Here is a 21,641-nt window from a genome sequence, read left to right on the forward strand (position 1 = left end):
ACCATGGCGCGTCTTTCCATCGGCAGTCCGCTGGGTCCCCTGATGCTGTCCGGGGACGGATCCGCCCTGACCTCGGTCGGCTGGGGCCGCTTCGAACATGACGAACCGGACGCGGTTCTGACCGAGGCGGCGCGCCAGTTGGAGGCCTATTTCACGGGACGGCTTCAGCGCTTCGACCTGCCGCTGAAGCCGGCGGGCACCGCCTTCCGACGCAGCGTCTGGGACGCGATGCTGGCGATTCCCTATGGCGGCACCGCGACCTATGGCGGGATGGCGAAGTTGCTGGGCAGCGCGCCGCGCGCGGTCGGCGGAGCCTGCGGCGCCAACCCGATCCCGATCATCATTCCCTGTCATCGGGTGCTGGCCAGCGGCGGAGCGCCCGGCGGCTATTCCGGCCATGGCGGGCTGGACACCAAGGCCTGGCTGCTGGCGCTGGAACGCCGGCATGCCGGCGTGGGGCAGGGCAACGGCGCGGCGGCGGAGCAGTTCGCGCTGCTCTGAAACGCCAGAGAACTCAAAAAGAAGGGAAACCAAACCACCATGGTTCACGCAATCCGTATCCACGAACACGGCGGACCGGAGGTTCTGCGCTGGGACGAGATCGAGGTGGGAGAGCCCGGTCCCGGTCAGGTGCGCATCCGCCAGACCGCCGTCGGCCTGAACTACATCGACACCTATCACCGCTCCGGCGCCTACAAGCTGCCGGATCTGCCCGCGGTGATCGGCATGGCGGGCACCGGCGAGGTCGAGGCGCTGGGACCGGACGTCACCACGCTGAAGGTCGGCGACCGCGTCGGCTACGCCATGTCCATCGGCGCCTATGCCGAGAGCCGCCTGATCGCGGCCGACCGGCTGGTGCCGCTGCCGAGCTGGCTCGACGAGCAGGCGACGGCGGCCACGCTGCTGCAGGGACTGACCGCGCAGTATCTGCTGCGCAGCACCTATGTGGTGCAGCCCGGCGATACCATCTTGGTCCAGGCCGCCGCCGGCGGGGTCGGGCTGCTGCTGTGTTCCTGGGCGCGGCATCTCGGCGCCACGGTGATCGGCACCGTCGGGTCGGAGGAGAAGGCCGAACTGGCGAAGGCCCATGGCTGCCACCACACCATCGACTACAGCCGCGAGGACTTCGTCACCCGGGTGAAGGACCTGACGGACGGGCAGGGCGTGCCGGTGGTCTATGACGGCGTCGGCAAGACCACCTTCCTGAAAGGGTTGGACTGTCTGCGGCCGCGCGGCCTGATGGTGCTGTTCGGCGCCGCGTCGGGTGCGCCGGCACCGCTGGATCTGGGGCTGCTGGCGGCGAAGGGGTCGCTGTATGTGACGCGGCCGACGCTGGCGACCTACACCGCCAAGCGGGAGGATTTGATGGCTTCGGCAGCCGATCTGTTCGACGCGGTGAAGAACGGCGGGGTGACCTTCACGGTCAACCAGCGCTTCGCGTTGAAGGACACGGCGGAGGCGCATCGGGCGCTCGAGGCGCGGGCGACGACGGGGTCGACGGTGCTGGTGCCGTAAGAAGGTGGGGTGGGGGCGGGACACCCCGCCTCCTCACTCCACCGCCCAGAGCGGGTTCTTGATCTTCTTCAGCATCTCCGCATGCGCCGCGGCCTCTTCATCGCTGACGGCGAAGACGCGGGCTTCGCGGAAGGGGCGGTCGATGCGGACCGGGCCGGTGGGACCACTCTTCGACGAGGGACCGCCGGTGAAGGACAGGCCGGTCTGCCGGCCGCCCAACAGCTCCAGATAAACCTCGGCCAGCAGCTGGGCGTCGAGCAGCGCGCCGTGCAGGGTACGGTTGGAGTTGTCGACGCCGAAGCGTTTGCACAGCGCGTCCAAGGTGGCGGGCGAGCCGGGGAACTTCTGCCGGGCTATCAGCAGCGTATCGACGGCGCGATCCTTCGGCATCACCGGATAGCCGGCGATCTTCAGCTCCCAATTCAGGAAATGCATGTCGAAGGCGGCGTTGTGGATCACCAGCGGGGAGTCGCCGATGAAGGCGACGAAATCCGCGGCGACGTCATTGAACAGCGGCTTGTCGGCCAGGAATTCCGAACTCAGCCCGTGGACGGCAAAGGCCTCCGGCGGCATGTCGCGTTCGGGGTTGAGATAGACGTGGAAGCGCTCGCCGGTGGCGAGGTGGTTGACCAGCTCGATGCAGCCGATCTCGACCAGCCGGTGACCCTCCTCCGGCTTGAAGCCCGTGGTTTCGGTGTCGAGAACGATTTCACGCATGATGGATCTGCCCTGGTTGATAGCCGCGCGGCGGCCAGTGCCTGCCCGGCCGCCGCGCCGTTCGATGCTGTCTGACTTGGCGCACAATGCCCTGAAGCGCCCGCCGCGTCATCAGCCGACCGGCACCCGTCGGCACGACATAGTCGGCGCGCCGCCGTTTTTCCGCATCCGGCATCTGGCGGGCGAGGATGCCGGCAAACTTCTCCGCCGTCATGCCCGGACGGGCCAGCACGCGGGCGCGCTGGACGGCGAAGGGGGCCGAGACGACGATGGTCGCATCGACCCGACGCTGCCCTTGGGTCTCGAACAGCAGGGGAATGTCCAGCACGGCGATCTTCGCGCCGCGACGTGCGGCACGGGCAAGGAAGTCGCGCTGCGCCCCCTGGACCATCGGGTGCAGGATCGCCTCCAGCCGCTTCAGCGCGTCCGGGTTGCGGAACACCGCCGCCCCCAGCGCCGGCCTGCTGACCGCGCCGTCGATCACCACGCCGGGGAAGGCGGCGTCGATGGCCGGCACCGCCCGACCGCCACGGGCGAGCAGCCCATGCACCACCGCATCTGAATCGCAGACCGGGGCGCCCATCGCCTGCAGCATCCGGGCGGCGGTGCTCTTGCCCATGCCGATGGAGCCGGTCAGGCCCAGCACGATCATGACCTGAGCCTCAGCCTTCCAGGACGAAGCGGGTCAGTTCCGGCGTCACCTGCGGCTCGACGCCGAACCAGGCCTTGAAGCCGGGACGGGCCTGATGCAGCAGCATGCCGATGCCGCCGGCCACCGGGTTGCCGCGCGCCTTGGCCTCGGCCAGCAGCGGGGTTTCCAGCGGCACATAGACGATGTCGTTGACGACGGCCGAGACGGGCAGGGCGCGCAAGGACAGATCCAGCGCCGGTTGGCCGGCCATGCCCTGGGTGGTGGTGTTGACCAGCAGCGAAGCCCCGTCGAGCGCGGTTTCACGTGAAACCCAATCGACCACCGTTACGCCGCCGTTGAGGCCGACCGCGGCCAGATCCGCCGCCAACTCCTCGGCGCGGGCGCGGGTGCGGTTGACCAGACGGACCTCCGGCGCACCGGCATCGAGCAGGGCGACCACCACGGCGCGGGCGGCACCGCCGGCGCCGATCACCACCGCCGGGCCACGCTCCGCCGTCCAGTCCGGCTGTTCGGCGCGCAGGTTCTCGATGAAGCCGAAGCCGTCGGTGTTGCCGCCTTCCAGCGCACCGTCCTCGGCCACCACGATGGTGTTGACCGCCCCCATGCGCCGCGCGGTCTGGTCCAGCCGGTCGACGGTGCGGAAGGCGATCTCCTTCAGCGGGACGGTGACGTTGCAGCCGCGAAAGCCCAAAGCGGGCAGGGCACGGATCGCCTGCTCGGCGCGCTCGGGCTCCACCGCCAACGGCACATAGGCGCCGTCGATTCCATACTGCCGCAGCCAGAATCCGTGCAGCCGGGGGGACCGCGAATGGCTGATCGGCCAGCCCATCACACCGGCGAGCTTGGCCTTGCCGCTGATAAAGTGACCCACCGTCATTCCCTGCCCACTCCGTGCACGCGCAGAAAGCCGAGCAGCGGCAGAAGCGGCAGCCCGAGGATGGTGAAGAAATCGCCCTCGACCCGATGGAACAGCTGGGCCCCCAGCCCTTCCAGCTGGTAGGCGCCGACCGAGTGCAGCACGTCGTCGCCGACGCGATCGAGATAGTCGTCGAGGAAGGCTTCGCTGAAGTTGCGCATGGTCAGCCGGGCACTGTCGATCTGGTGCCACATCCGCTCGCCGTCGCGCACCACCACGGCGCAGCTGACCAGCCGGTGGGTCTTGCCGCGCAGGTCGAGAAGCTGGGCGCGCGCCGCGGCACGGTCGGCCGGCTTGTCGAACCAGCGCCCCTCGCATTCCAACATCTGGTCGGCACCGACCACCAGCGCGCCGGGGTGCCGGCGGGTGATGCGCTGGGCCTTCAGTTCTGCCAGAGCCTCGGCAACGATGTCGGCCGACACGCCCTCGGCGCGGCCGGCGGCCTTCACCTCGTCCTCGTCGACCAGCGGCTTGTCGAGGATGGCGGTCACGCCAGCCTGTTCCAGCATCGCCGCCCGCGTGCGCGAGCCGGATGCCAGCACCAGAACGGGCGCGCTCACGTTTTCTTCCCTTCCGGGCTGAAGTTGCCACTCTGCCGGCGGGCGAGCAGCATCATGATCTCGGCCGCAGTTTCCTCGATGGACCGGCGGGAGACGTCGATCACCGGCCATCCACGCCGGCTGAACAGGCGCCGCGCCTCCTGCACCTCGGCACGGACCAGTTCGGGATCGGCATAGCTGGAGCCCTCGCCCTGATTCAGCAGCTTCAGCCGGTTGCGGCGAATCTGCACCAGCCGGTCGGGGTCCTTGGTCAAACCGACGATCAGCGGCCGGGTCAGCAGGTCCAGTTCCGCCGGCAGCGGGCTACCCGGCACCAGCGGGATGTTGGCCGCCTTGATTCCACGGTTGGCCAGATAGATGCAGGTCGGCGTCTTGGAACTGCGCGACACGCCGATCAGCACCACATCGGCCTCGTGCAGGTCCCAGTTCGATTGGCCGTCGTCATGCGACAGGGCGAAATCGACCGCGTCGATCCGGCTGAAATACTCGGCGTCCAGCACATGCTGGCGGCCGGGCTGGCGCTGCGATTCCACGCCCAGGAAGGCGGCGAGCGCGTTGATCAGCGGATCGAGCACGGGGATGCAGGGCACCTGCATCTCGCGGCAGAAATCCTGAAGCCGGCGGCGCAGCGTCTCGTCGACCAGCGTGAACATCACCAGCCCGTGGTTGTCCCGGATCCCCTCCAGCACGAGGTCGAGCTGGCGGTCGGTTCGCACCAGATTCCAGAAATGCTCGATGGGACGCACGTCGTCGAACTGGATGACGCAGGCGCGCGCCACGCTGTTGATGGTCTCGCCCGTCGCATCGGACACGAGATGTAGGTGGAACTCTTTCATCCGTCCCCAACATTCTGTGGAGAACCCGGCCCAGATCTGTGGACAACCGGATCCGCCTTCGTTTCGTCCCGACCGGGGGACTCCTCCTCCCCGATACGGCCAAGCGCGGAACAACTCCGCCGACCGCTTCGGAAGCTGGGAAGATCCGGCCCCGTCCGCCCTGTTATCCACGGGACTCCCGTTCGTCCAGCTATAGCATTTCCGCCGTTTCCGACGGTAGTGCTCCGAATCGTCCACAGATCCGCGCACATGGACGCACAAGCCCCCGGATCTGTGGATAGATTCGCTTGAGTCGGGGATCACCGTTATCCACAGGCATCCACCTCATCCTCTTCCTTTCTCCTATTAAAAAATATAGTGAAGAAGAGGGGATAAACCCGTCCCGGAATCCGGCGCGGAATCGGCGCTGGAATCGCAGGGGTTCAGATTCGCACGTCCCAGATTCGCAATCCAAGGAACGCACCGTCTTGTCCGCCACCAGCTCCGACGTCCAGAATCAGGCTTCCCAGCCTGCCCTGAAGCCGATGCTCGCCGCCCTGGCGGGAGAGGTGCGGTCGCGTCCGCCCTTCTGGCTGATGCGTCAGGCCGGACGCTATCTGCCGGAATATCGCGAGTTGCGGGCGAAGGCCGGCAGCTTCCTCGACCTCTGCTACAATCCCGACTTCGCGGTCGAGGTGACTTTGCAGCCGCTGCGCCGCTACGGCATGGACGCGGCGATCCTGTTCTCCGACATCCTGGTGGTGCCGCATGCCCTGGGGCAGCCGCTGGCCTATCTGGAAGGGGAGGGGCCGAAGCTGGATCCGGTCCGCAACGTCGAGGACCTGAAGCGCCTGTCGCGCGACCGCTTCCACGAGACGCTGGCGCCGGTCTACGAGACGGTGCGCCGGCTCTCCACCGCGATTCCGGATGGGACGACGCTGATCGGTTTTGCGGGGGCTCCCTGGACCATCGCCTGCTACATGGTCGAAGGGGCGGGCTCCAAGGAGTATGCGCACGTCAAGCGCTGGGCCTATGGCGACCCGGCGGGATTCGGCCAGCTGATCGACCTGATCGTCGAAGTGACCGCCGATTACCTGTGCCGCCAGATCGAGGCGGGGGCCGAAGTGGTGCAGCTGTTCGACAGTTGGGCCGGCGTGCTGCCGGTGGCCGAATTCCGCCGCTGGGTGATCGAGCCGACGCGGCGGATCGTCGCACTGGTGAAGGCGAAGCACCCGAACACGCCGGTCATCGGCTTCCCGCGCGGCGCCGGCCACGCCTATGAGGAGTATGTCGCCGGGTCCGGCGTCGATGCCGTCGGGCTCGACACCACCGTCCCGCCGGTGTGGGCGGCGCGCACGCTCCAGACGCGGCTGCCGGTGCAGGGGAACCTCGACCCGATCATGCTGGCGGCTGGCGGCAAAGCGCTGGAAACCGCGACGCACGACATCCTGGAGGCGTTGGCCGGCGGACCCTTCGTGTTCAACCTGGGCCACGGCGTCATCCAGTCCACCCCGCCCGACCATGTGGCCGCGCTGACCCGCATCCTGCGGGAATGGCCGGGGCGCGGCTGAGCGCTTTTCCGGCGGGCGGACCGTAAGGGTCTGAAAAAGCGACGGAGGGGGTCTGGACAGAGCGACGGCGACGCTCCAGTTTAGCGGGCACCATGAGCCAGCAATTCTCCCAGACCTCCGCCTCGACCAGCACAACCCCCGGCGGCTCGCCGCGGCGCGTCGCCGTCGTGCTTTTCAACCTCGGCGGTCCGGACGCACCGGAGGCGGTGCGGCCCTTCCTGTTCAACCTGTTCGCGGATCCGGCCATCATCCGGCTGCCGAACCCGTTCCGTTTCCTGATCGCCAGCCTGATCAGCGGGCGGCGGGCGAAGCCGGCCGGCGAGATCTATGCCCAGCTCGGCGGCAAGTCGCCGCTGCTGGAGAACACGGTGGCCCAGGCGGCGGCGCTGGAGAGTGCTCTGGGGGCAGATCCGGCGACGGCTGGGGCGCAGACCAAGGTCTTCATCGCCATGCGCTACTGGCACCCGATGAGCGCCGAGACGGCCGCCCGGGTGAAGGCCTACGACCCCGATCTGGTCGTGCTGCTGCCGCTCTACCCGCAATTCTCCACCACCACGACGGCGTCGAGCGCCAAAGCGTGGCATGAGGCGGCGAACACCGTCGGGCTGACGGCGCCGACCAGGCTGCTGTGCTGCTACCCGACCCAGGCCGGCTTCATCGATGCGACGGCCGATCTGATCCGACCGCTGTACGAGGCGGCCAAGGCCCATGGCAAGCCGCGCGTCCTGTTCTCCGCCCACGGGCTGCCGAAGAAGGTGGTGGCCTCCGGCGACCCCTATCAGTGGCAGTGCGAGAGGACGGCGGAGTCCATCGCCGCGGCGCTGGGCATCGACGATCTCGACTGGATCAACTGCTACCAGAGCCGCGTCGGGCCGATGGAGTGGATCGGCCCCAGCACCGACGCCGAGATCCGCCGCGCCGGCCAGGACGGCGTGCCGATCCTGGTGGTGCCGATGGCCTTCGTGTCGGAGCATTCCGAGACGCTGGTGGAGATCGAGGTCGAATACCGCCATCTGGCCGGGCAGGCGGGGGTGCCGCACTTCACCCGCGTTCCGACGGTGGGGGTGCATCCCGGCTTCATCGACGGGCTGGCGGCGCTGGTGCGGCAGACGGTCGCAGGCAAGGCGGCGGTCTGCTCCCAGAAGGGCGACCGGATCTGCCCGTCCAACTTCTCCGGCTGCCCGCAGGCGCGGCGCTGAACCGCAACGGCAGAACCGCAACGAAAAAAGGGGACACGCCCGGTGCTGTACGATTGGATCAAGGCGCTGCACGTCATCAGCATCATCGCCTGGATGGCGGGGCTGCTCTATTTGCCGCGCCTGTTCGTCTACCATTGTCAGGCGCCGGCCGGATCCGAGACGTCGGAGACCTTCAAGGTGATGGAACGCCGCCTGCTGCGCGCCATCATGAACCCGGCGATGATCGCGGCGTACGTGTTCGGCATCGCCATGATCGTGCTGACGCCGGAATGGATGAAGCAGGGCTGGCTGCACGCCAAACTGCTGTTCGTGCTGCTGCTGACCGTCAGCCACATGATGATGGCCCGCTGGCGCCGGGACTTCGCCGAGGATCGCAACACCCGGCCGCAGCGCTTCTACCGCATCGCCAACGAGGTCCCGACGCTGCTGATGATCGGCATCGTCATCTTCGTCATCGTGAAGCCCTTCTGACCGGCGGCCCCTTCTGACCGGCGGCAGGTGAACGCGCCGTCTTCCACCTCCCGGAAAAAGCGGAATCCGCGACCTTTGCGGGTTTCGCTTTCGTTTGACTTGCGCCCGCCGATCCGATAACCATGTCAGGACCACGGGGTTTTCGCCCCGCGGCCTCCCACGCCCACATCTGCCGATCCGACGCTCTGACTTTGAGCCGGGCCTGGTGGCTGGCGATCCGCTCCCGTGCGACCATTAACCGGACGCCCTGGTGCGCACCCGCCAAAGCGCCACCCGCTGCCCACCCGACGCGACCGCGTTGCGGCGTCCCCCGCCGCCAACCGCCGTCGGCCGGACCTTCTGGCACCTCCCATCCCCAAGGCCACTCCCCCGCATGACGATTTCACAGGCAATCCGATGCATCTCCAAGAGCTGAAGTGCAAAAGCCCCGCCGAACTGCTGGCGTTCGCGGAGGAGCTTCAGATCGAGAACGCGAGCACGCTGCGCAAGCAGGACATGATGTTTGCGATCCTGAAGCAACTGGCCGAAAACGACATTCCGATCTTCGGCGATGGCGTGTTGGAGGTGCTGCAGGACGGGTTCGGCTTCCTGCGCTCGCCGGAGGCCAATTATCTGCCGGGTCCCGACGACATCTATGTCAGTCCCAGTCAGGTGCGCCGCTTCGGCCTGCGCACCGGCGACACGGTGGAGGGGCAGATCCGTTCGCCCAAGGACGGTGAGCGCTATTTCGCCCTGCTGAAGGTCAACACCATCAACTTCGATACGCCGGACAAGGTCCGTCACCGTATCAACTTCGACAACCTGACGCCGCTCTATCCGGAAGAACGCATCCGGATGGAGGTCGAGGACCCGACCAAGAAGAACCTCACCGGTCGCATCGTCGATCTGGTGGCGCCGCTGGGCAAGGGGCAGCGCGGGCTGATCGTGGCGCCGCCGCGCACCGGCAAGACGGTGATGCTGCAGAACATCGCCCACTCGGTCGCCACCAACCACCCCGAAGCCTATCTGATCGTCCTCTTGATCGACGAGCGTCCGGAAGAAGTGACGGACATGGCCCGCTCGGTCCGCGGCGAGGTCATCAGCTCCACCTTCGACGAGCCGGCGACCCGCCACGTCCAGGTCGCGGAAATGGTGATCGAGAAGGCCAAGCGGCTGGTCGAGCACAAGCGCGACGTGGTCATCCTGCTGGACAGCATCACCCGTCTGGCCCGGGCCTACAACACGGTGGTGCCGTCGTCCGGCAAGGTGCTGACCGGCGGTGTCGACGCCAACGCCCTGCAGCGGCCCAAGCGCTTCTTCGGTGCCGCCCGCAACGTGGAAGAGGGTGGGTCGCTGACCATCATCGCCACCGCGCTGATCGATACCGGCAGCCGCATGGACGAGGTGATCTTCGAAGAGTTCAAGGGTACCGGCAACTCGGAAATCGTGCTGGACCGCAAGCTCTCCGACAAGCGCACCTTCCCGGCCATCGATATCTCCAAGTCGGGCACCCGCAAGGAGGAACTGCTGGTCGACAAGGGCACCATGTCGAAGATGTGGATCCTGCGGCGCATCCTGATGCCGATGGGCGTGACCGACGCGGTGGACTTCCTGGTCGACAAGCTGAAGCACACCAAGTCGAACAACGAGTTCTTCGAGAGCATGAACCAGTAGGAACCGGATCTGCCCTCTCCTTCGGGGGAGGGTGGCACGGAAAAAGGGCGGGGGCCTTTCGGCCACCCGCCCTTTCTATTTCCGGCTCCGTTCGATCCGCGATGGATCAGAAGGGCGGCTGCTGCGGCTGTTCGGCCTGTTGGGCCGACTGGCGGTGGTACAGCTCCGCGAAGTCGATCGGGTTGATCATCAGCGGCGGGAAGCCGCCTTCGCGGGTCGCGCTGGAGACGATGGCGCGGGCGAACGGGAAGATCATCCGGGCGCCTTCGATCATCAGCACCGGGCGGTGATGCTCTTCCGGCAGGCCGGGGAACTGGAACAGAGCGCCATAGGCCAGCTCGACCAGGAAGGCCACGGACTCGCCCTGGCGGGCCTCGCAGCGCAGGTTCAGCGTCAGCTCATAGATGTCGTCGCCGACCTTCTGGCCCTGGACGTCGACACCGATGTTTACCTGCGGCTGCGGCTGGTTCGGCAGCAGGCTCTGCGGGGCGTTGGGGTTCTCGAACGAGAAGTCCTTCACATACTGCGCGAGGACATGCATCGGCAGCGAAGAGGTCTGCTGCTGCTCGGCGCCGTTGCTCATCTGATCGGACATAACGGACTCCTAATCGCCGGCTGTCGTCCCGGCCATCGTTCCCGATCGGGAAAGGGCGGGGACGGTGGGCCGACCCGGATGTGAGGTGACAGGGGTTGGTTCGCGACGGTTGTGCCTTCGCCCAAGGGGCTGGCTATCACGGATCGGTCGTCCTGCCAACGGAAACCGCCGGCCCGCCGGTCGGTCAGCGCCGCTCATCCGGGCGGTGCTTCCCCCATTGGGAATCGGTCAGCCGGGGCGCGTCGCGGTCGTCGGATTCATCGCCCGTCTTCCCCTCGCCCGTCTTCCCTTCGCCGGGCGTAACGTCGCGGTAATCGCCGTCTATGACGCCGGGCACGCCGGGCACGCCGGGGGCGGGACGGAAAGGATCGTCGGCCGGGCGGGGGCCGTCCGCGCCAAAACCGGGTCCGCCGAACCCCCCGGCTCCGAAATTGCCGGCGCCGGCGCCGAAGCCGGGACGGCCGGCGGTGGTGGTGAAGACCGGCATCCCGGCCCCCATGCGGCCGAGCAGCCAGCGGCCGATGCCGCGGCGCAGCGGTCCGATCAGCAGGACGATGCCCAGGATGTCGGTCAGGAAGCCGGGGATGATCAGCAGGATGCCGGCCAGCACGGCGCAGAAGCCGTCCAGAACGGTGCCGATCGGCGCCTCGCCGCGGGCCGCTGCCGCCTGGGCGCGGGTCAGCGAAGCCAGCCCCTGGTGGCGCACCAGCAGCACACCCACCACCGCCGACAGCGCCAGCAGTCCGATGGTCGGCCCGGCGCCGATCCAATCGCCGACCTGGATGAATCCGACGATCTCCAGGATCGGCAGAAGAAGGATCAACAACAGGGGATTCATGGTGTCCTTGCTCTTCGGGCTCGCTGCCCCTATCTAAGTTTGGATAGGTCGTCCGGACGAAACACCGGCGGCTGCATCCAATTGGCGGTTACTGGTTGCGGTTACTGGCGGGCAAGCAACACGTAATGCCGCCCGGCCGCAAGGTCCAGGGGCGGGCCGGATCCGCCGGCGATTTCGCCCCTGCCATGGGCTTCACGACAAGTCGTTTTGGAAGGAACAGATGATGGGAGACGGGTTCGTGTTCATCGAGATCGTGATCTTCGCGATGATCGCGGCCTTCCTCGTTTATCGGCTGCGCAGCGTCCTCGGCCGCCGGACGGGGGAGGAGCGTCAGCGCCCCAACCCCTTCACCGCCGCTCCGAACCCGGCGAAGCCCGACAATGTCGTGCCCCTGCCGGAGCGCAACCGGCCGCGGCCTGATGTCGCACCCGGCGCGGACGTGACGGTCTCGGACGAGCCGCTTTCTCTGGCCGCCTCCATCGACCAGCTCCGGACCGCCGATCCGAATTTCGACGAGAAGCATTTCCTGGAAGGCGCCAAGGCGGCCTTCGCCATGATCGTCGACGCCTTCGCCCGTGGCGACACCGCGACGCTGCGTCCGCTGCTGGCCGACGACGTCTATGAAAGCTTCGCCCGTGTCATCCGCGACCGTCAGGCCGCCGGCGAGCAGCACGAGGCCCGCATCGAGATCGTTCGCGAGGCCGAGGTGGTGGAGGCGAAGCTGGATGCCGCCCGGACCGCCCGCGTCACCGTGCGTCTGGTCACCGATCAGGTGAATGTGGTGCGTGACCGCGACGGCAACGTCATCGACGGCGATCCCAAGGCGTTGGTGGAGAACACCGACGTCTGGACCTTCGCCCGCAACCTCCGCTCCCGCGATCCCAACTGGGCGCTGGTCGAGGTGCGTCCGGTTCAGTAACGAACGACCAGTGGTAATGACGTTCCACCATCGTCCCGGTTTCAGCGCCATCGCCCTCTTCGGGGCGGTGGCGTTGCTGTTTTCGGCCTGCGCCCCCAAGGAAGAGGCGAAGCCGACGCCCGACGCCCTGACCCTGACACCGCTGTCCTTCGCCGATTTGGCCGGCTGGCGCACCGACCCGGTGGCACAGGCGGTGTCCGCGCTCGCCCGCTCCTGTGCCCGCTTCAGGACGCAGCCGGCGGAGCGGTCGGTCGGGCCGGGCGGTGTGGCGGGGACCATCGGCGATTGGCAGGGGCCTTGCGCCCAACTGGCGGATCTGCCGCCCGGCAACGATGCCGCCGCCCGCGCTTTCTTCGAGGCGAACTTCACCCCCTATGCCGCCGGCAACAACGGCACGCGCGAGGGGCTGTTCACCGGCTATTACGAAGCCGAGCTGGAAGGCAGCCGCAAGCCGGATCCGGCCTATCCGGTGCCGCTCTATCGCCGGCCGGCCGATCTGGTGATGGTCGATCTCGGCGATTTCTCCGACCGCTGGAAGGGGGAGCGCACCGCCGGCCGGGTGGTCGACGGCAAGTTGAAGCCCTACGAGGACCGTGCCGCCATCGTCGCGGGCGCGCTCAAGGGCAAGGGGCTGGAACTGGTCTGGGTGAAGGACCCGATCGGCGCGTTCTTCCTGCAAATCCAGGGGTCGGGGCGGATCCGGCTCGCCAATGAAGGCGATGGTGGCGGCGAGATGCGCGTCGGTTACGCCGGCCAGAACGGCCACAAATACGTCGCCATCGGCAAGGAACTGATTGAGCGCGGCGCCCTGAAGCGGGAGGAGGTCTCGCTGCAGACCATCCGCGATTGGCTGCTCGCCCATCCCGATCAGGCCGCGGCGGTGATGAACGTCAACCCGTCCTACGTCTTCTTCCAACCGCTGTCGGGCGACGGCCCGAACGGCGCGCAGGGCGTGGCGCTGACCCCAGGCCGCAGTCTGGCGGTGGACTCCAAGTTCATGCCCTATGGCGTGCCGGTCTGGCTGGATGCCGAGGACCCGCTCGATGCCGGGCAGCGATTGCAGCGGTTGCTGGTGGCCCAGGACACCGGCGGGGCGATCCGCGGGCCGGTGCGCGGCGATGTCTTCTGGGGGCATGGCCCGGAGGCGGAGCAGCGGGCCGGGGTGATGAAAAGCCGGGGAAGCTACGCGCTGCTGCTGCCGAAGAGCGTGAAGGTTGCGGCAGGCGGGTAGGGGCCCGGCTGAGGAATGTTTCACGTGAAGCAGGGGGCACCCGAGGCGAGTGCCCCCTGCGTCATCACAGAATGAACTTCGACAGATCTGCGTTCTTCGCCAGACCGCCGACCCGCTCGCGGACCAGGGCGGCGTCGATGGTGATGGTCTCGCCGGCGCGGTCGCTGGCGGCGAAGCTGATCTCCTCCAGCAGACGCTCCAGAACCGTGTGCAGGCGGCGGGCGCCGATGTTCTCGACCGAACTGTTGATCTCCGCCGCCAGACGGGCCAGCTCGTCGATGCTGTCGTCGGTGAAGACCAGATCGACCTCCTCCGTCTTCATCAGCGCTTTGTACTGGCGGATCAGGCTGGCTTCCGGTTCGGTCAGGATACGCTTGAAGTCGTCCTGGCTCAGCGCCTTCAGCTCGACCCGGATCGGCAGGCGGCCCTGCAGCTCAGGCAGCAGGTCGGACGGCTTGGCGATGTGGAAGGCGCCCGACGCGATGAACAGGATGTGGTCGGTCTTCACCGGGCCGTGCTTGGTCGACACCGTCGTGCCTTCGATCAGCGGCAGCAGGTCGCGCTGAACGCCCTCGCGGCTGACGTCGGCGCCGCGCGCATCGGAACGCGCGGAGATCTTGTCGATCTCGTCCAGGAAGACGATGCCGTTCTGTTCGACCGCGCGGATCGCCTCCGCCACTACCTTTTCCTGGTCCAGCAGCTTGTCGGACTCCTCGGCCATCAGCACGCCGTGGCTTTCGGCCACCGTCATGCGGCGGGTCTTGGTGCGGCCGCCCATCATCTTGCCGAACATGTCGTTCAAGTTCAGCATGCCCATCTGGGCGCCCGGCATGCCGGGGATGTCGAAGGTCGGCATGGCTCCGGCGCCGGTATCGGCCACCTGGACCTCGATCTCCTTGTCGTTCAGCGTGCCTTCGCGCAGCATCTTGCGGAACTTGGCGCGCGTCTCCGCACTGGCGCTGTCGCCGCACAGCGCGTCGAGCACCCGCTCCTCCGCCCGCAGTTCGGCCTTGGCGGCGACCTCCTTGCGCAGGCGCTCGCGGGTCAGGCCGATGGCGGCCTCCACCAGATCGCGGACGATCTGCTCGACGTCGCGGCCGACATAGCCGACCTCGGTGAATTTGGTGGCCTCCACCTTCAGGAAGGGGGCCTGGGCCAGCCGGGCGAGGCGGCGGGCGATCTCCGTCTTGCCGACGCCGGTCGGGCCGATCATCAGGATGTTCTTCGGCAACACCTCTTCGCGCAGGCCTTCCGGCAACTGCTGCCGGCGCCAGCGGTTGCGGAGCGCAATGGCGACCGCGCGCTTGGCGTCGTTCTGGCCGACGATGTAGCGGTCGAGTTCCGAGACGATTTCGCGCGGGCTGAAGGCGGCGCTGTCGGCGGACACGGAGGCGGTCTGAATCGTCATGGCGCTCACAGCTTTTCCAGGGTGACGTTTTCGTTGGTGTAGACGCAGATGCCGGCGGCGATCCTCATCGCCTTGCGCGCCACCGCCTCCGCATCCATCCCGTCGATGTCGATCAGCGCACGGGCCGCCGACAGGGCGTAGGACCCGCCGGAGCCGATGCCGATCAGCCCGTCCTCCGGCTCCAGCACGTCGCCGTTGCCGGTCAGCACCAGGCTGACGGTCTTGTCGGCGACGGCCATCATCGCTTCCAGCCGGCGCAGGTAGCGGTCGGTGCGCCAGTCCTTGGCCATCTCGACGCAGGCGCGGGTCAGCTGTCCGGGATACTGCTCCAGCTTGCCTTCCAGCCGCTCGAACAGGGTCAGCGCGTCGGCGGTGGCGCCGGCGAAGCCCGCCATCACCGTCCCGCCGGCCAGCCAACGGACCTTGCGCGCGTTGGCCTTCATCACCGTCTGGCCGACCGAGACCTGCCCGTCGCCGGCGATCACCACCTGACCGTTCTTGCGCACCGACAGGATGGTGGTGCCATGCCATTGGATGGGATCATGTGGATTGGACGCTGGATAGGTCATGCGGAAACCATGCTGGAAAATGGGGAATGGCCTGCCGCCCGCTGGAGTGCTGCGTCGATCGGCGCGCGGACACCATTGAATTGTGGCGGCAGGACATCCGGTCTATGTGGGAGGGGCGATGTCGCCGTCAAGAAGTTCGCCGTCTGGCATCTCGTCCTCCCACAGCGGGTCGGGAGGGCTGTTGCGGCGTGATTTGCCCGGCTTGGATGGAGCCGGAGGCTGAACGGCGGCGACCGGATCCGCCCCCAGCCGGTCGAGCAGCGGGCCGAGCGCCAGGAACTCCACAAGTCCCGCCGGCATGACGGGGGAGCGGCCGGCAGCCGGTGCCACGCCGGCCAGTGCGCCGCTTCCGTCGAGCAGCGGGTCGCCGGCTTCCGTCACCGCGGTGAACAGGTCGGCCGAGCCCAGATCCGCCTGGATCAGTGTGCCGCCACGAGCCTCGTCGGCCGGCAGGCCACCTACGATCCCGGCTATTTCCTTGCCGCGTCCGCCGATGACCGCCCGCACCGGTTCGCTGACGCGCAGGGTCGCGGTACGTAGGGACAGGGCGGGCAGCCGCGCCGGCACCCGAACCAGGGCAAAGCCGCTGGCCGCGTCGCGCCCGACCACCCAGCCGGTCAGCTCCACGCCACGGGCCGGCCGCACCGTAACTGTGGGGTCGGAGCCGGAGAGGGGCGCCAGCAGCACCGCCTGCACCTCGCCGGCGACATCCATTTCTCCGATCACCAGCCCATGCGATCGGCCAACCGGTATCCTCGCGGGCGTGATCCGGCCGGATCCGGCCCCGCCGCGAAGGAGCAGGCGGCGAAGGGCAGCCTGTGCCGGCGCTGCGACCGGAGCGGAGGGTGCCGCGTCCGGTGCCGGGTGCGGCGTCAGCGGAGTGGGGCCGGATCCGGCCGGTGCCGCCACGGGAAACACCGTCGACGGCCGTGCGGCCGGGGAGGGCAGGGCGCCGCCGGACAGCAGGGCGCGGAAACCGGCGTCGGCGGCGAGCGCCTCCACCGCCGCGGCGAATGCCTCCTCGACCAGCAGGGTCTCGCCCTGGGGCACGCCGCGCTCCTGCGCCGTGGCGCCGGTGGTGACGATGCGGTGGACCAGCCCGTCGCCGCGCGCGTCGTAGACCGTCCATTCCACCTTGACGCTGCCGGTGCCGGAACTGCCCTTGCTGCTGCCGGTCAACCAATTGGTACGGTGGCACAGCTCCAACTGCACGTCGCGCAGGTCGCCCTGCACGGTGAAGCGGGCGCGGCTGCGGTTGCCGTCCGGGTTGTCGGGACCGCCGGGCCGGCCGACCACGTCGAAGCCGGCGGCGGTCATCACCTCGGCGAACCGCTCGTCGAAGGTGGAGCCGCGCCGCATGTTGACGCCGCTGGTCCAATAGACATCATCATAGGGTGGGGCGCAGTCGATCCCCCAGACATAGCGGCCGATCTGCATCCCCCGCCGCATCGACCCGATGGTCAGTTCCCCGAAGCGGAAGGGTGCAGTGGTGCCGGCGGCGACCGGCGGCGCCGTCTTTCCGACCGGCGGGGGCGGAGACATGCTGCCGCAGCCGGCCGGCAAAAGGCCGAGAAGGAGAATCAGGACTGCGGCGAATGGGCGCGGGTGGGTCGTCATAAGCGGATATGCACGCAGGAAGTGTGAAAGACTGTACCCCGCACACCCATGTAGGACAATCGTCGGAATGGACAGAGCGCGCATCATTCGTGCCGGATGCTGGCGCGTGCGGATGCTTCCTGCTACAAAACCGCCATGGACCAGACCCCCACGAATGGCGGCCGCCGCGCCTCGATCGAGCGGAACACCACGGAGACCCGGATCCGGGTCGCGCTGAACCTTGACGGCACCGGCGTCTACGACGTCAAGACGGGGGTCGGCTTCCTCGACCATATGCTGGAACAGCTGTCGCGCCACAGCCTGATGGACCTGACGGTCCTGGCCGACGGCGACCTGCACATCGACTATCACCACACGACCGAGGACACCGGCATCGCCATCGGCATGGCGGTGGCGAAGGCGCTGGGCGACCGCAAGGGCATCCAGCGCTACGGCCATTCCTATGTCCCGATGGACGAGACGCTGACGCGGGTGGCGCTGGACTTCTCCAACCGGCCCTACCTGATCTGGAAGGTGAACTTCACCCGCGACAAGATCGGCGATTTCGACACCGAGCTGTTCCGCGAGTGGTTCCAGGCCTTCGCCATGGCCGCCGGCGTGACGCTGCACGTCGAGAACCTGTATGGCGAGAACAACCACCATATCGTGGAAAGCTGCTACAAGGCGCTTGCCCGCGCGCTGCGCGCCGGGGTGGAGATCGACCCGCGCAAGCGCGATGCGGTGCCCTCCACCAAGGGCACGCTCGGCGGATCGCTCTGACGGCGGGGACCTGAAGTCCCCCTCCGCCGTCCTATCGGAAGGTTTGTCACGTCCATGGAAACGGTCGCGCTGATCGATTACGGCTCCGGCAACCTGCGCTCCGCCGCCAAGGCGATCGAGCGCGCGGCCGGCGAAGCCGAAGCCTCCTACAACGTCCTCGTCACCTCCGACGCCGATGCGGTCCGCCATGCCGACCGCGTGGTGCTGCCCGGCGTCGGCGCTTTCGCCGACTGCAAGCGCGGCCTGTCGGAGGTTCCCGGCATGCTCGATGCGCTGGATGAGGTGGTGCACCGCCGCGGGCGGCCCTTCCTGGGCATCTGCGTCGGCATGCAGCTGATGGCCGAGCGAGGCCGCGAGTATGGCGTGACCGAGGGGCTGGGCTGGATCCGCGGCGAGGTGGTGAAGCTGGAGCCGGCGGATCCGGCCCTGAAAATCCCGCATATGGGCTGGAACGAGCTGAACATCCGCCACCCGCACCCGGTCCTGGCCGGGCTGCCGGAGGGCTGCCACGCCTATTTCGTCCATTCCTACCAGTTCAAGCCGGCCGATCCCGACACGCTGATCGCCTCGGCCGATTACGGCGGGCCCTTCGCCGCGGTGGTCGGGCGCGACAATCTGGTCGGCACCCAGTTCCACCCGGAAAAGAGCCAGGCCACCGGTCTGGCGCTGATCGCCAATTTCCTGCGCTGGAAGGTCTGACGCGATGGCCGAGATCGCCATCGACAAGGTCGATGCGCTGAAGACCGCCGACCTGCATGACCTGTGCGACGCGGCCGACGACGCCATCCGCGCCGGCGGCGGTTTCGGCTGGGTCGAGCCGCCGCCGCGCGACGTGATGGAGCGCTTCTGGAAAGGCGTGCTGGTGGTGCCGGAACGGGTGCTGTTCGTCGCCCGCCTGGACGGGGTGGTGGCCGGATCCGCCCAGCTGGTCAAGCCGCCGCGCAACAACGAGGCGCAGGCCCACGCCGCCCAGCTGACCACCAGCTTCGTCGCCCCCTGGGCGCGCGGCCATGGTCTTGCCCGCCGCCTGACGCTGGCGGTGGTGGAGGAGGCACGCGCCGTCGGCTTCCGGGTGCTGAACCTGGACGTCCGGGTGACGCAGGAGGCGGCCATCGCGCTCTACGAATCGCTCGGCTTCCGGCGCTGGGGCACCCACCCCTTCTATGCGCTGGTGCAGGGCCAGCCGCTTGCCGGACATTTCTACTGCAAAGACCTTCAGCCCGATTCCCCGCCGCCCGCCGAATAACCGACGCTCAACAACCGCCAGCCACGCCATAGGAAGACGCCCGCGATGATCATCTATCCCGCCATCGACCTCAAGGACGGTGCCTGCGTCCGCCTGCTGCGCGGCGAGATGAGCCAGGCCACGGTCTTCAACACCGATCCCGGCGAACAGGCCCGCCTGTTCCAGAGCCAGGGCTTCGAATGGCTGCATCTGGTCGACCTCAACGGCGCCTTCGAAGGCAAGCCGGTGAACGGCGCCGCGGTGGAGAGCATCCTGAAGTCGGTGACCATCCCGGTCCAGCTCGGCGGCGGCATCCGCGACCTCAACACCATCGGCATGTGGCTGGAGAAGGGAATCAGCCGCGTCATCCTGGGCACGGTGGCGTTGCGCGATCCGGAACTGGTGAAGGCCGCCTGCCGCGAGTTCCCCGGCAAGGTCGCCGTCGGCATCGACGCGCGCGAAGGCTATGTCGCCGTGGCCGGCTGGGCCGAGACCTCCGACATCAAGGCGCTGGACTTGGCACTGAAGTTCGAGGATTGCGGCGTCGCCGCCATCATCTACACCGACATCAACCGTGACGGCGCCATGGGCGGCGTCAACGTCGAGTCCACCTCCGACCTCGCCTTCCACCTGACCACCCCGGTGATCGCGTCGGGCGGCGTCTCCTCCATCGAGGACCTGAAGGCGCTGAAGATGGAAGAGGACACCGGGATCGAGGGCGTGATCTGCGGCCGCGCGCTGTATGACGGCCGGATCGATCCGAAAGAGGCGCTGGCCCTGCTCTCCGCCCCCGCTGTCGAGGACGCCGACTGATGCTGAAGATGCGCGTCATCCCCTGCCTGGACGTCAAGGACGGCCGGGTGGTCAAGGGGGTCAATTTCGTCGATCTGGTCGACGCCGGCGATCCGGTGGAACAGGCCCGCGTCTATGACCGCGAGGGGGCCGACGAGCTGACCTTCCTCGACATCACCGCCAGCCACGAGAACCGCGACACCATCTTCGACGTGGTGCGGCGGACGGCGGAACAGGTCTTCATGCCGCTGACCGTCGGCGGCGGCGTGCGCACGGTGGACGACATCCGCAAGCTGTTGCTGGCCGGCGCCGACAAGGTGTCGATCAACACCGCGGCGATCCACCGCCCCGACTTCGTGCGCGAAGGCGCCGAAAAGTTCGGCGCCCAGTGCATCGTCGTCGCCATCGACGCCAAGAAGGTCGCTCCCGGCAAATGGGAGGTCTTCACCCATGGCGGCCGCAACGCCACCGGCATCGACGCGGTGGAATGGGCCAAGCGGATGGAATCGCTGGGGGCGGGCGAGATCCTGCTGACCTCGATGGATCGCGACGGCACCAAAAGCGGCTTCGACCTGGAACTGACGCGCACGGTGGCGGACTCGATCCGCATTCCAGTGATCGCGTCGGGCGGCGTCGGCACGCTCGACCATCTGGTGGAGGGCATCCGCGAGGGTCACGCCACTGCCGTGCTCGCCGCCTCGATCTTCCATTTCGGCACCTACACCATCGGGCAGGCCAAGGCGGCGCTGAATGCCGCCGGCATCCCGGTGCGCCCGGCCAAGGCGATGGAGACGGCCGCCGCGGAGAAAGCCAATGGGTGACAAGAAGGCTGTAGAGAAGGCGGCCGAAAAGGCGGCGGCCCTGCCGTCGGCCCCTCTGTCCGCCGACGTGCTCGACCGGCTGTTCACCACCGTGCTCGCCCGCAAGGGGGCGGATCCGGAGACCTCCTACACCGCGAAGCTCTATAGCCGCGGCACCGCCAAGATCGCCCAGAAGGTGGGCGAGGAGGCGGTGGAGGCGATCCTGGAGGCGGTGCGCGGCGACAAGGCGGCGCTGGCCGCCGAATCCGCCGACCTGCTCTATCACCTGCTGGTGCTGTGGGCCGACCTCGGACTGGATCCGGCGGAGGTCTGGAGCAAGCTCGCCCAGCGCGAGGGCACCAGCGGCATCGACGAGAAGAAGTCCCGTAAAGCTTGAGTGGGGCTTGAGCGGGACTCCCCAACAAGAGGACGCATGCGATGGCCAAGAGCTATGACGCCAACAACGTGTTCGCCCGCATCCTGCGCGGCGAAATCCCGTGCAAGAAGGTGCATGAGACCGAACACGCGCTCGCCTTCCACGACATCGACCCGCAGGCGCCGACCCATGTGCTGGTGATCCCCAAGGGCGCCTACATGGACATGGACGACTTCACCGCCACGGCGTCGGATGCCGAGATCGCCGGCCTGTTCCGCGCGGTGGGCGAGGTCGCCCGCATGGTCGGCGCCGACGGCCCCGGCTATCGCGTCCTGTCCAATTGCGGCGAGGCCGCGCATCAGGAAGTGCCCCACCTCCACATTCACATCTTCGCCGGCCGCGACCTGGGGCGGATGATCGGGAAGGCTTGAGGTAAGATTTCC

Annotated in this window: 25 protein-coding genes; 15 read left to right on the forward strand and 10 right to left on the reverse strand. The window is 67.9% G+C overall.

The features are described from left to right. Positions 1 to 3 precede the first annotated feature (3 nt). Both FZ938_RS23310 and FZ938_RS23315 read left to right on the forward strand, forming a co-directional pair. Positions 4 to 501 carry a methylated-DNA--[protein]-cysteine S-methyltransferase gene (locus FZ938_RS23310; RefSeq protein ID WP_149200815.1) on the forward strand — a complete coding sequence of 166 codons (498 nt, stop codon included), beginning with the start codon at positions 4 to 6 and terminating at the stop codon, positions 499 to 501. A gap of 39 nt (positions 502 to 540) precedes the next feature. Continuing rightward, entirely contained in the window at positions 541 to 1,515 is a 975-nt protein-coding gene (locus FZ938_RS23315) for a quinone oxidoreductase family protein (RefSeq protein WP_149200816.1), read from the forward strand. A gap of 33 nt (positions 1,516 to 1,548) precedes the next feature. Here the strand turns inward: FZ938_RS23315 and dnaQ are convergent, their stop codons facing one another. From dnaQ to FZ938_RS23340, 5 genes are read right to left on the reverse strand one after another with little or no spacing between them, the layout of a single operon-like run. Further along, positions 1,549 to 2,232 (reverse strand): DNA polymerase III subunit epsilon, encoded by a 684-nt coding sequence (gene dnaQ / locus FZ938_RS23320; RefSeq protein WP_149200817.1) that lies wholly within the window; start codon positions 2,230 to 2,232, stop codon positions 1,549 to 1,551. Beyond that, positions 2,225 to 2,884, reverse strand: coding sequence for a dephospho-CoA kinase (gene coaE / locus FZ938_RS23325; RefSeq protein WP_149200818.1), 660 nt, complete (start codon positions 2,882 to 2,884; stop codon positions 2,225 to 2,227). Before coaE ends, dnaQ begins: the two co-directional genes overlap by 8 nt. Positions 2,885 to 2,894: 10 nt before the next feature. Then, the gene (locus FZ938_RS23330; RefSeq protein WP_149200819.1) at positions 2,895 to 3,761 is read right to left on the reverse strand and encodes a shikimate dehydrogenase; all 867 of its coding nucleotides are present in this window, start codon (positions 3,759 to 3,761) and stop codon (positions 2,895 to 2,897) included. Further along, positions 3,758 to 4,360, reverse strand: coding sequence for a Maf family protein (locus FZ938_RS23335; protein ID WP_149200820.1), 603 nt, complete (start codon positions 4,358 to 4,360; stop codon positions 3,758 to 3,760). The genes FZ938_RS23330 and FZ938_RS23335 overlap by 4 nt, the downstream gene beginning before the upstream one ends. After that, entirely contained in the window at positions 4,357 to 5,196 is an 840-nt protein-coding gene (locus tag FZ938_RS23340) for a pyruvate, water dikinase regulatory protein (RefSeq protein WP_109052255.1), read from the reverse strand. The genes FZ938_RS23335 and FZ938_RS23340 overlap by 4 nt, the downstream gene beginning before the upstream one ends. Positions 5,197 to 5,720: 524 nt before the next feature. Between FZ938_RS23340 and hemE the strand changes: the two genes are divergently transcribed. The 4 genes from hemE (at position 5,721) to rho (ending at position 10,069) form a co-directional block, all read left to right on the forward strand. Further along, positions 5,721 to 6,746, forward strand: a complete 1,026-nt coding sequence (hemE, locus tag FZ938_RS23345; protein WP_149200899.1) for a uroporphyrinogen decarboxylase — start codon at positions 5,721 to 5,723, stop codon at positions 6,744 to 6,746. A gap of 92 nt (positions 6,747 to 6,838) precedes the next feature. Then, a complete protein-coding gene (hemH, locus tag FZ938_RS23350) occupies positions 6,839 to 7,945 on the forward strand; it encodes a ferrochelatase (protein ID WP_149200821.1) in 1,107 nt (368 codons plus the stop codon). A 42-nt stretch (positions 7,946 to 7,987) separates the two neighbouring features. After that, the gene (gene hemJ, locus FZ938_RS23355) at positions 7,988 to 8,416 is read left to right on the forward strand and encodes a protoporphyrinogen oxidase HemJ (RefSeq protein WP_149200822.1); all 429 of its coding nucleotides are present in this window, start codon (positions 7,988 to 7,990) and stop codon (positions 8,414 to 8,416) included. 396 nt (positions 8,417 to 8,812) lie between these two features. Beyond that, the gene (gene rho / locus FZ938_RS23360; protein WP_085086916.1) at positions 8,813 to 10,069 is read left to right on the forward strand and encodes a transcription termination factor Rho; all 1,257 of its coding nucleotides are present in this window, start codon (positions 8,813 to 8,815) and stop codon (positions 10,067 to 10,069) included. A 106-nt stretch (positions 10,070 to 10,175) separates the two neighbouring features. On the opposite strand, the gene secB is transcribed toward rho, so the two are convergent. Both secB and FZ938_RS23370 read right to left on the reverse strand, forming a co-directional pair. Beyond that, complete coding sequence (gene secB / locus FZ938_RS23365; RefSeq protein WP_085086914.1) at positions 10,176 to 10,664, reverse strand: protein-export chaperone SecB; 489 nt, start codon at positions 10,662 to 10,664, stop codon at positions 10,176 to 10,178. A 184-nt stretch (positions 10,665 to 10,848) separates the two neighbouring features. Next, a complete protein-coding gene (locus tag FZ938_RS23370; protein WP_149200823.1) occupies positions 10,849 to 11,502 on the reverse strand; it encodes an FxsA family protein in 654 nt (217 codons plus the stop codon). Between the two features lie 223 nt (positions 11,503 to 11,725). On the opposite strand from FZ938_RS23370, the gene FZ938_RS23375 reads away from it, so the two are divergent. Next, complete coding sequence (locus FZ938_RS23375) at positions 11,726 to 12,421, forward strand: Tim44/TimA family putative adaptor protein (protein ID WP_149200900.1); 696 nt, start codon at positions 11,726 to 11,728, stop codon at positions 12,419 to 12,421. Between the two features lie 16 nt (positions 12,422 to 12,437). Then, a complete protein-coding gene (gene mltA, locus FZ938_RS23380; protein WP_149200824.1) occupies positions 12,438 to 13,652 on the forward strand; it encodes a murein transglycosylase A in 1,215 nt (404 codons plus the stop codon). A 64-nt stretch (positions 13,653 to 13,716) separates the two neighbouring features. Here the strand turns inward: mltA and hslU are convergent, their stop codons facing one another. The 3 genes from hslU to FZ938_RS23395 all read right to left on the reverse strand — a co-directional run bounded on the left by hslU (position 13,717) and on the right by FZ938_RS23395 (position 17,171). Further along, positions 13,717 to 15,060: an ATP-dependent protease ATPase subunit HslU gene (gene hslU, locus FZ938_RS23385; protein ID WP_149200825.1), complete on the reverse strand. Its 1,344-nt coding sequence runs from the start codon at positions 15,058 to 15,060 to the stop codon at positions 13,717 to 13,719. 5 nt (positions 15,061 to 15,065) lie between these two features. After that, entirely contained in the window at positions 15,066 to 15,629 is a 564-nt protein-coding gene (gene hslV / locus FZ938_RS23390) for an ATP-dependent protease subunit HslV (RefSeq protein WP_149200826.1), read from the reverse strand. Between the two features lie 102 nt (positions 15,630 to 15,731). Then, positions 15,732 to 17,171 (reverse strand): serine protease, encoded by a 1,440-nt coding sequence (locus FZ938_RS23395; protein ID WP_246457615.1) that lies wholly within the window; start codon positions 17,169 to 17,171, stop codon positions 15,732 to 15,734. Positions 17,172 to 17,381: 210 nt separating this feature from the next. Between FZ938_RS23395 and hisB the strand changes: the two genes are divergently transcribed. From hisB to FZ938_RS23430, 7 genes are read left to right on the forward strand one after another with little or no spacing between them, the layout of a single operon-like run. After that, positions 17,382 to 18,005, forward strand: a complete 624-nt coding sequence (gene hisB, locus FZ938_RS23400; RefSeq protein WP_109075005.1) for an imidazoleglycerol-phosphate dehydratase HisB — start codon at positions 17,382 to 17,384, stop codon at positions 18,003 to 18,005. A 54-nt stretch (positions 18,006 to 18,059) separates the two neighbouring features. After that, positions 18,060 to 18,704 (forward strand): imidazole glycerol phosphate synthase subunit HisH, encoded by a 645-nt coding sequence (hisH, locus tag FZ938_RS23405; RefSeq protein ID WP_149200828.1) that lies wholly within the window; start codon positions 18,060 to 18,062, stop codon positions 18,702 to 18,704. A gap of 4 nt (positions 18,705 to 18,708) precedes the next feature. Further along, a complete protein-coding gene (locus tag FZ938_RS23410; RefSeq protein WP_149200829.1) occupies positions 18,709 to 19,251 on the forward strand; it encodes a GNAT family N-acetyltransferase in 543 nt (180 codons plus the stop codon). 45 nt (positions 19,252 to 19,296) lie between these two features. Continuing rightward, positions 19,297 to 20,043, forward strand: a complete 747-nt coding sequence (hisA, locus tag FZ938_RS23415) for a 1-(5-phosphoribosyl)-5-[(5-phosphoribosylamino)methylideneamino]imidazole-4-carboxamide isomerase (protein ID WP_149200830.1) — start codon at positions 19,297 to 19,299, stop codon at positions 20,041 to 20,043. Beyond that, positions 20,043 to 20,843: an imidazole glycerol phosphate synthase subunit HisF gene (gene hisF / locus FZ938_RS23420; RefSeq protein WP_149200831.1), complete on the forward strand. Its 801-nt coding sequence runs from the start codon at positions 20,043 to 20,045 to the stop codon at positions 20,841 to 20,843. Before hisA ends, hisF begins: the two co-directional genes overlap by 1 nt. Then, entirely contained in the window at positions 20,836 to 21,219 is a 384-nt protein-coding gene (locus tag FZ938_RS23425; RefSeq protein WP_149200832.1) for a phosphoribosyl-ATP diphosphatase, read from the forward strand. Before hisF ends, FZ938_RS23425 begins: the two co-directional genes overlap by 8 nt. Positions 21,220 to 21,260: 41 nt before the next feature. Beyond that, positions 21,261 to 21,629, forward strand: a complete 369-nt coding sequence (locus FZ938_RS23430; protein WP_149200833.1) for a histidine triad nucleotide-binding protein — start codon at positions 21,261 to 21,263, stop codon at positions 21,627 to 21,629. The last annotated feature ends 12 nt before the right edge of the window (positions 21,630 to 21,641 follow it).

Source organism: Azospirillum oryzae (assembly GCF_008364795.1).
In the GTDB taxonomy this organism is placed as follows: Bacteria; Pseudomonadota; Alphaproteobacteria; order Azospirillales; family Azospirillaceae; genus Azospirillum; species Azospirillum oryzae.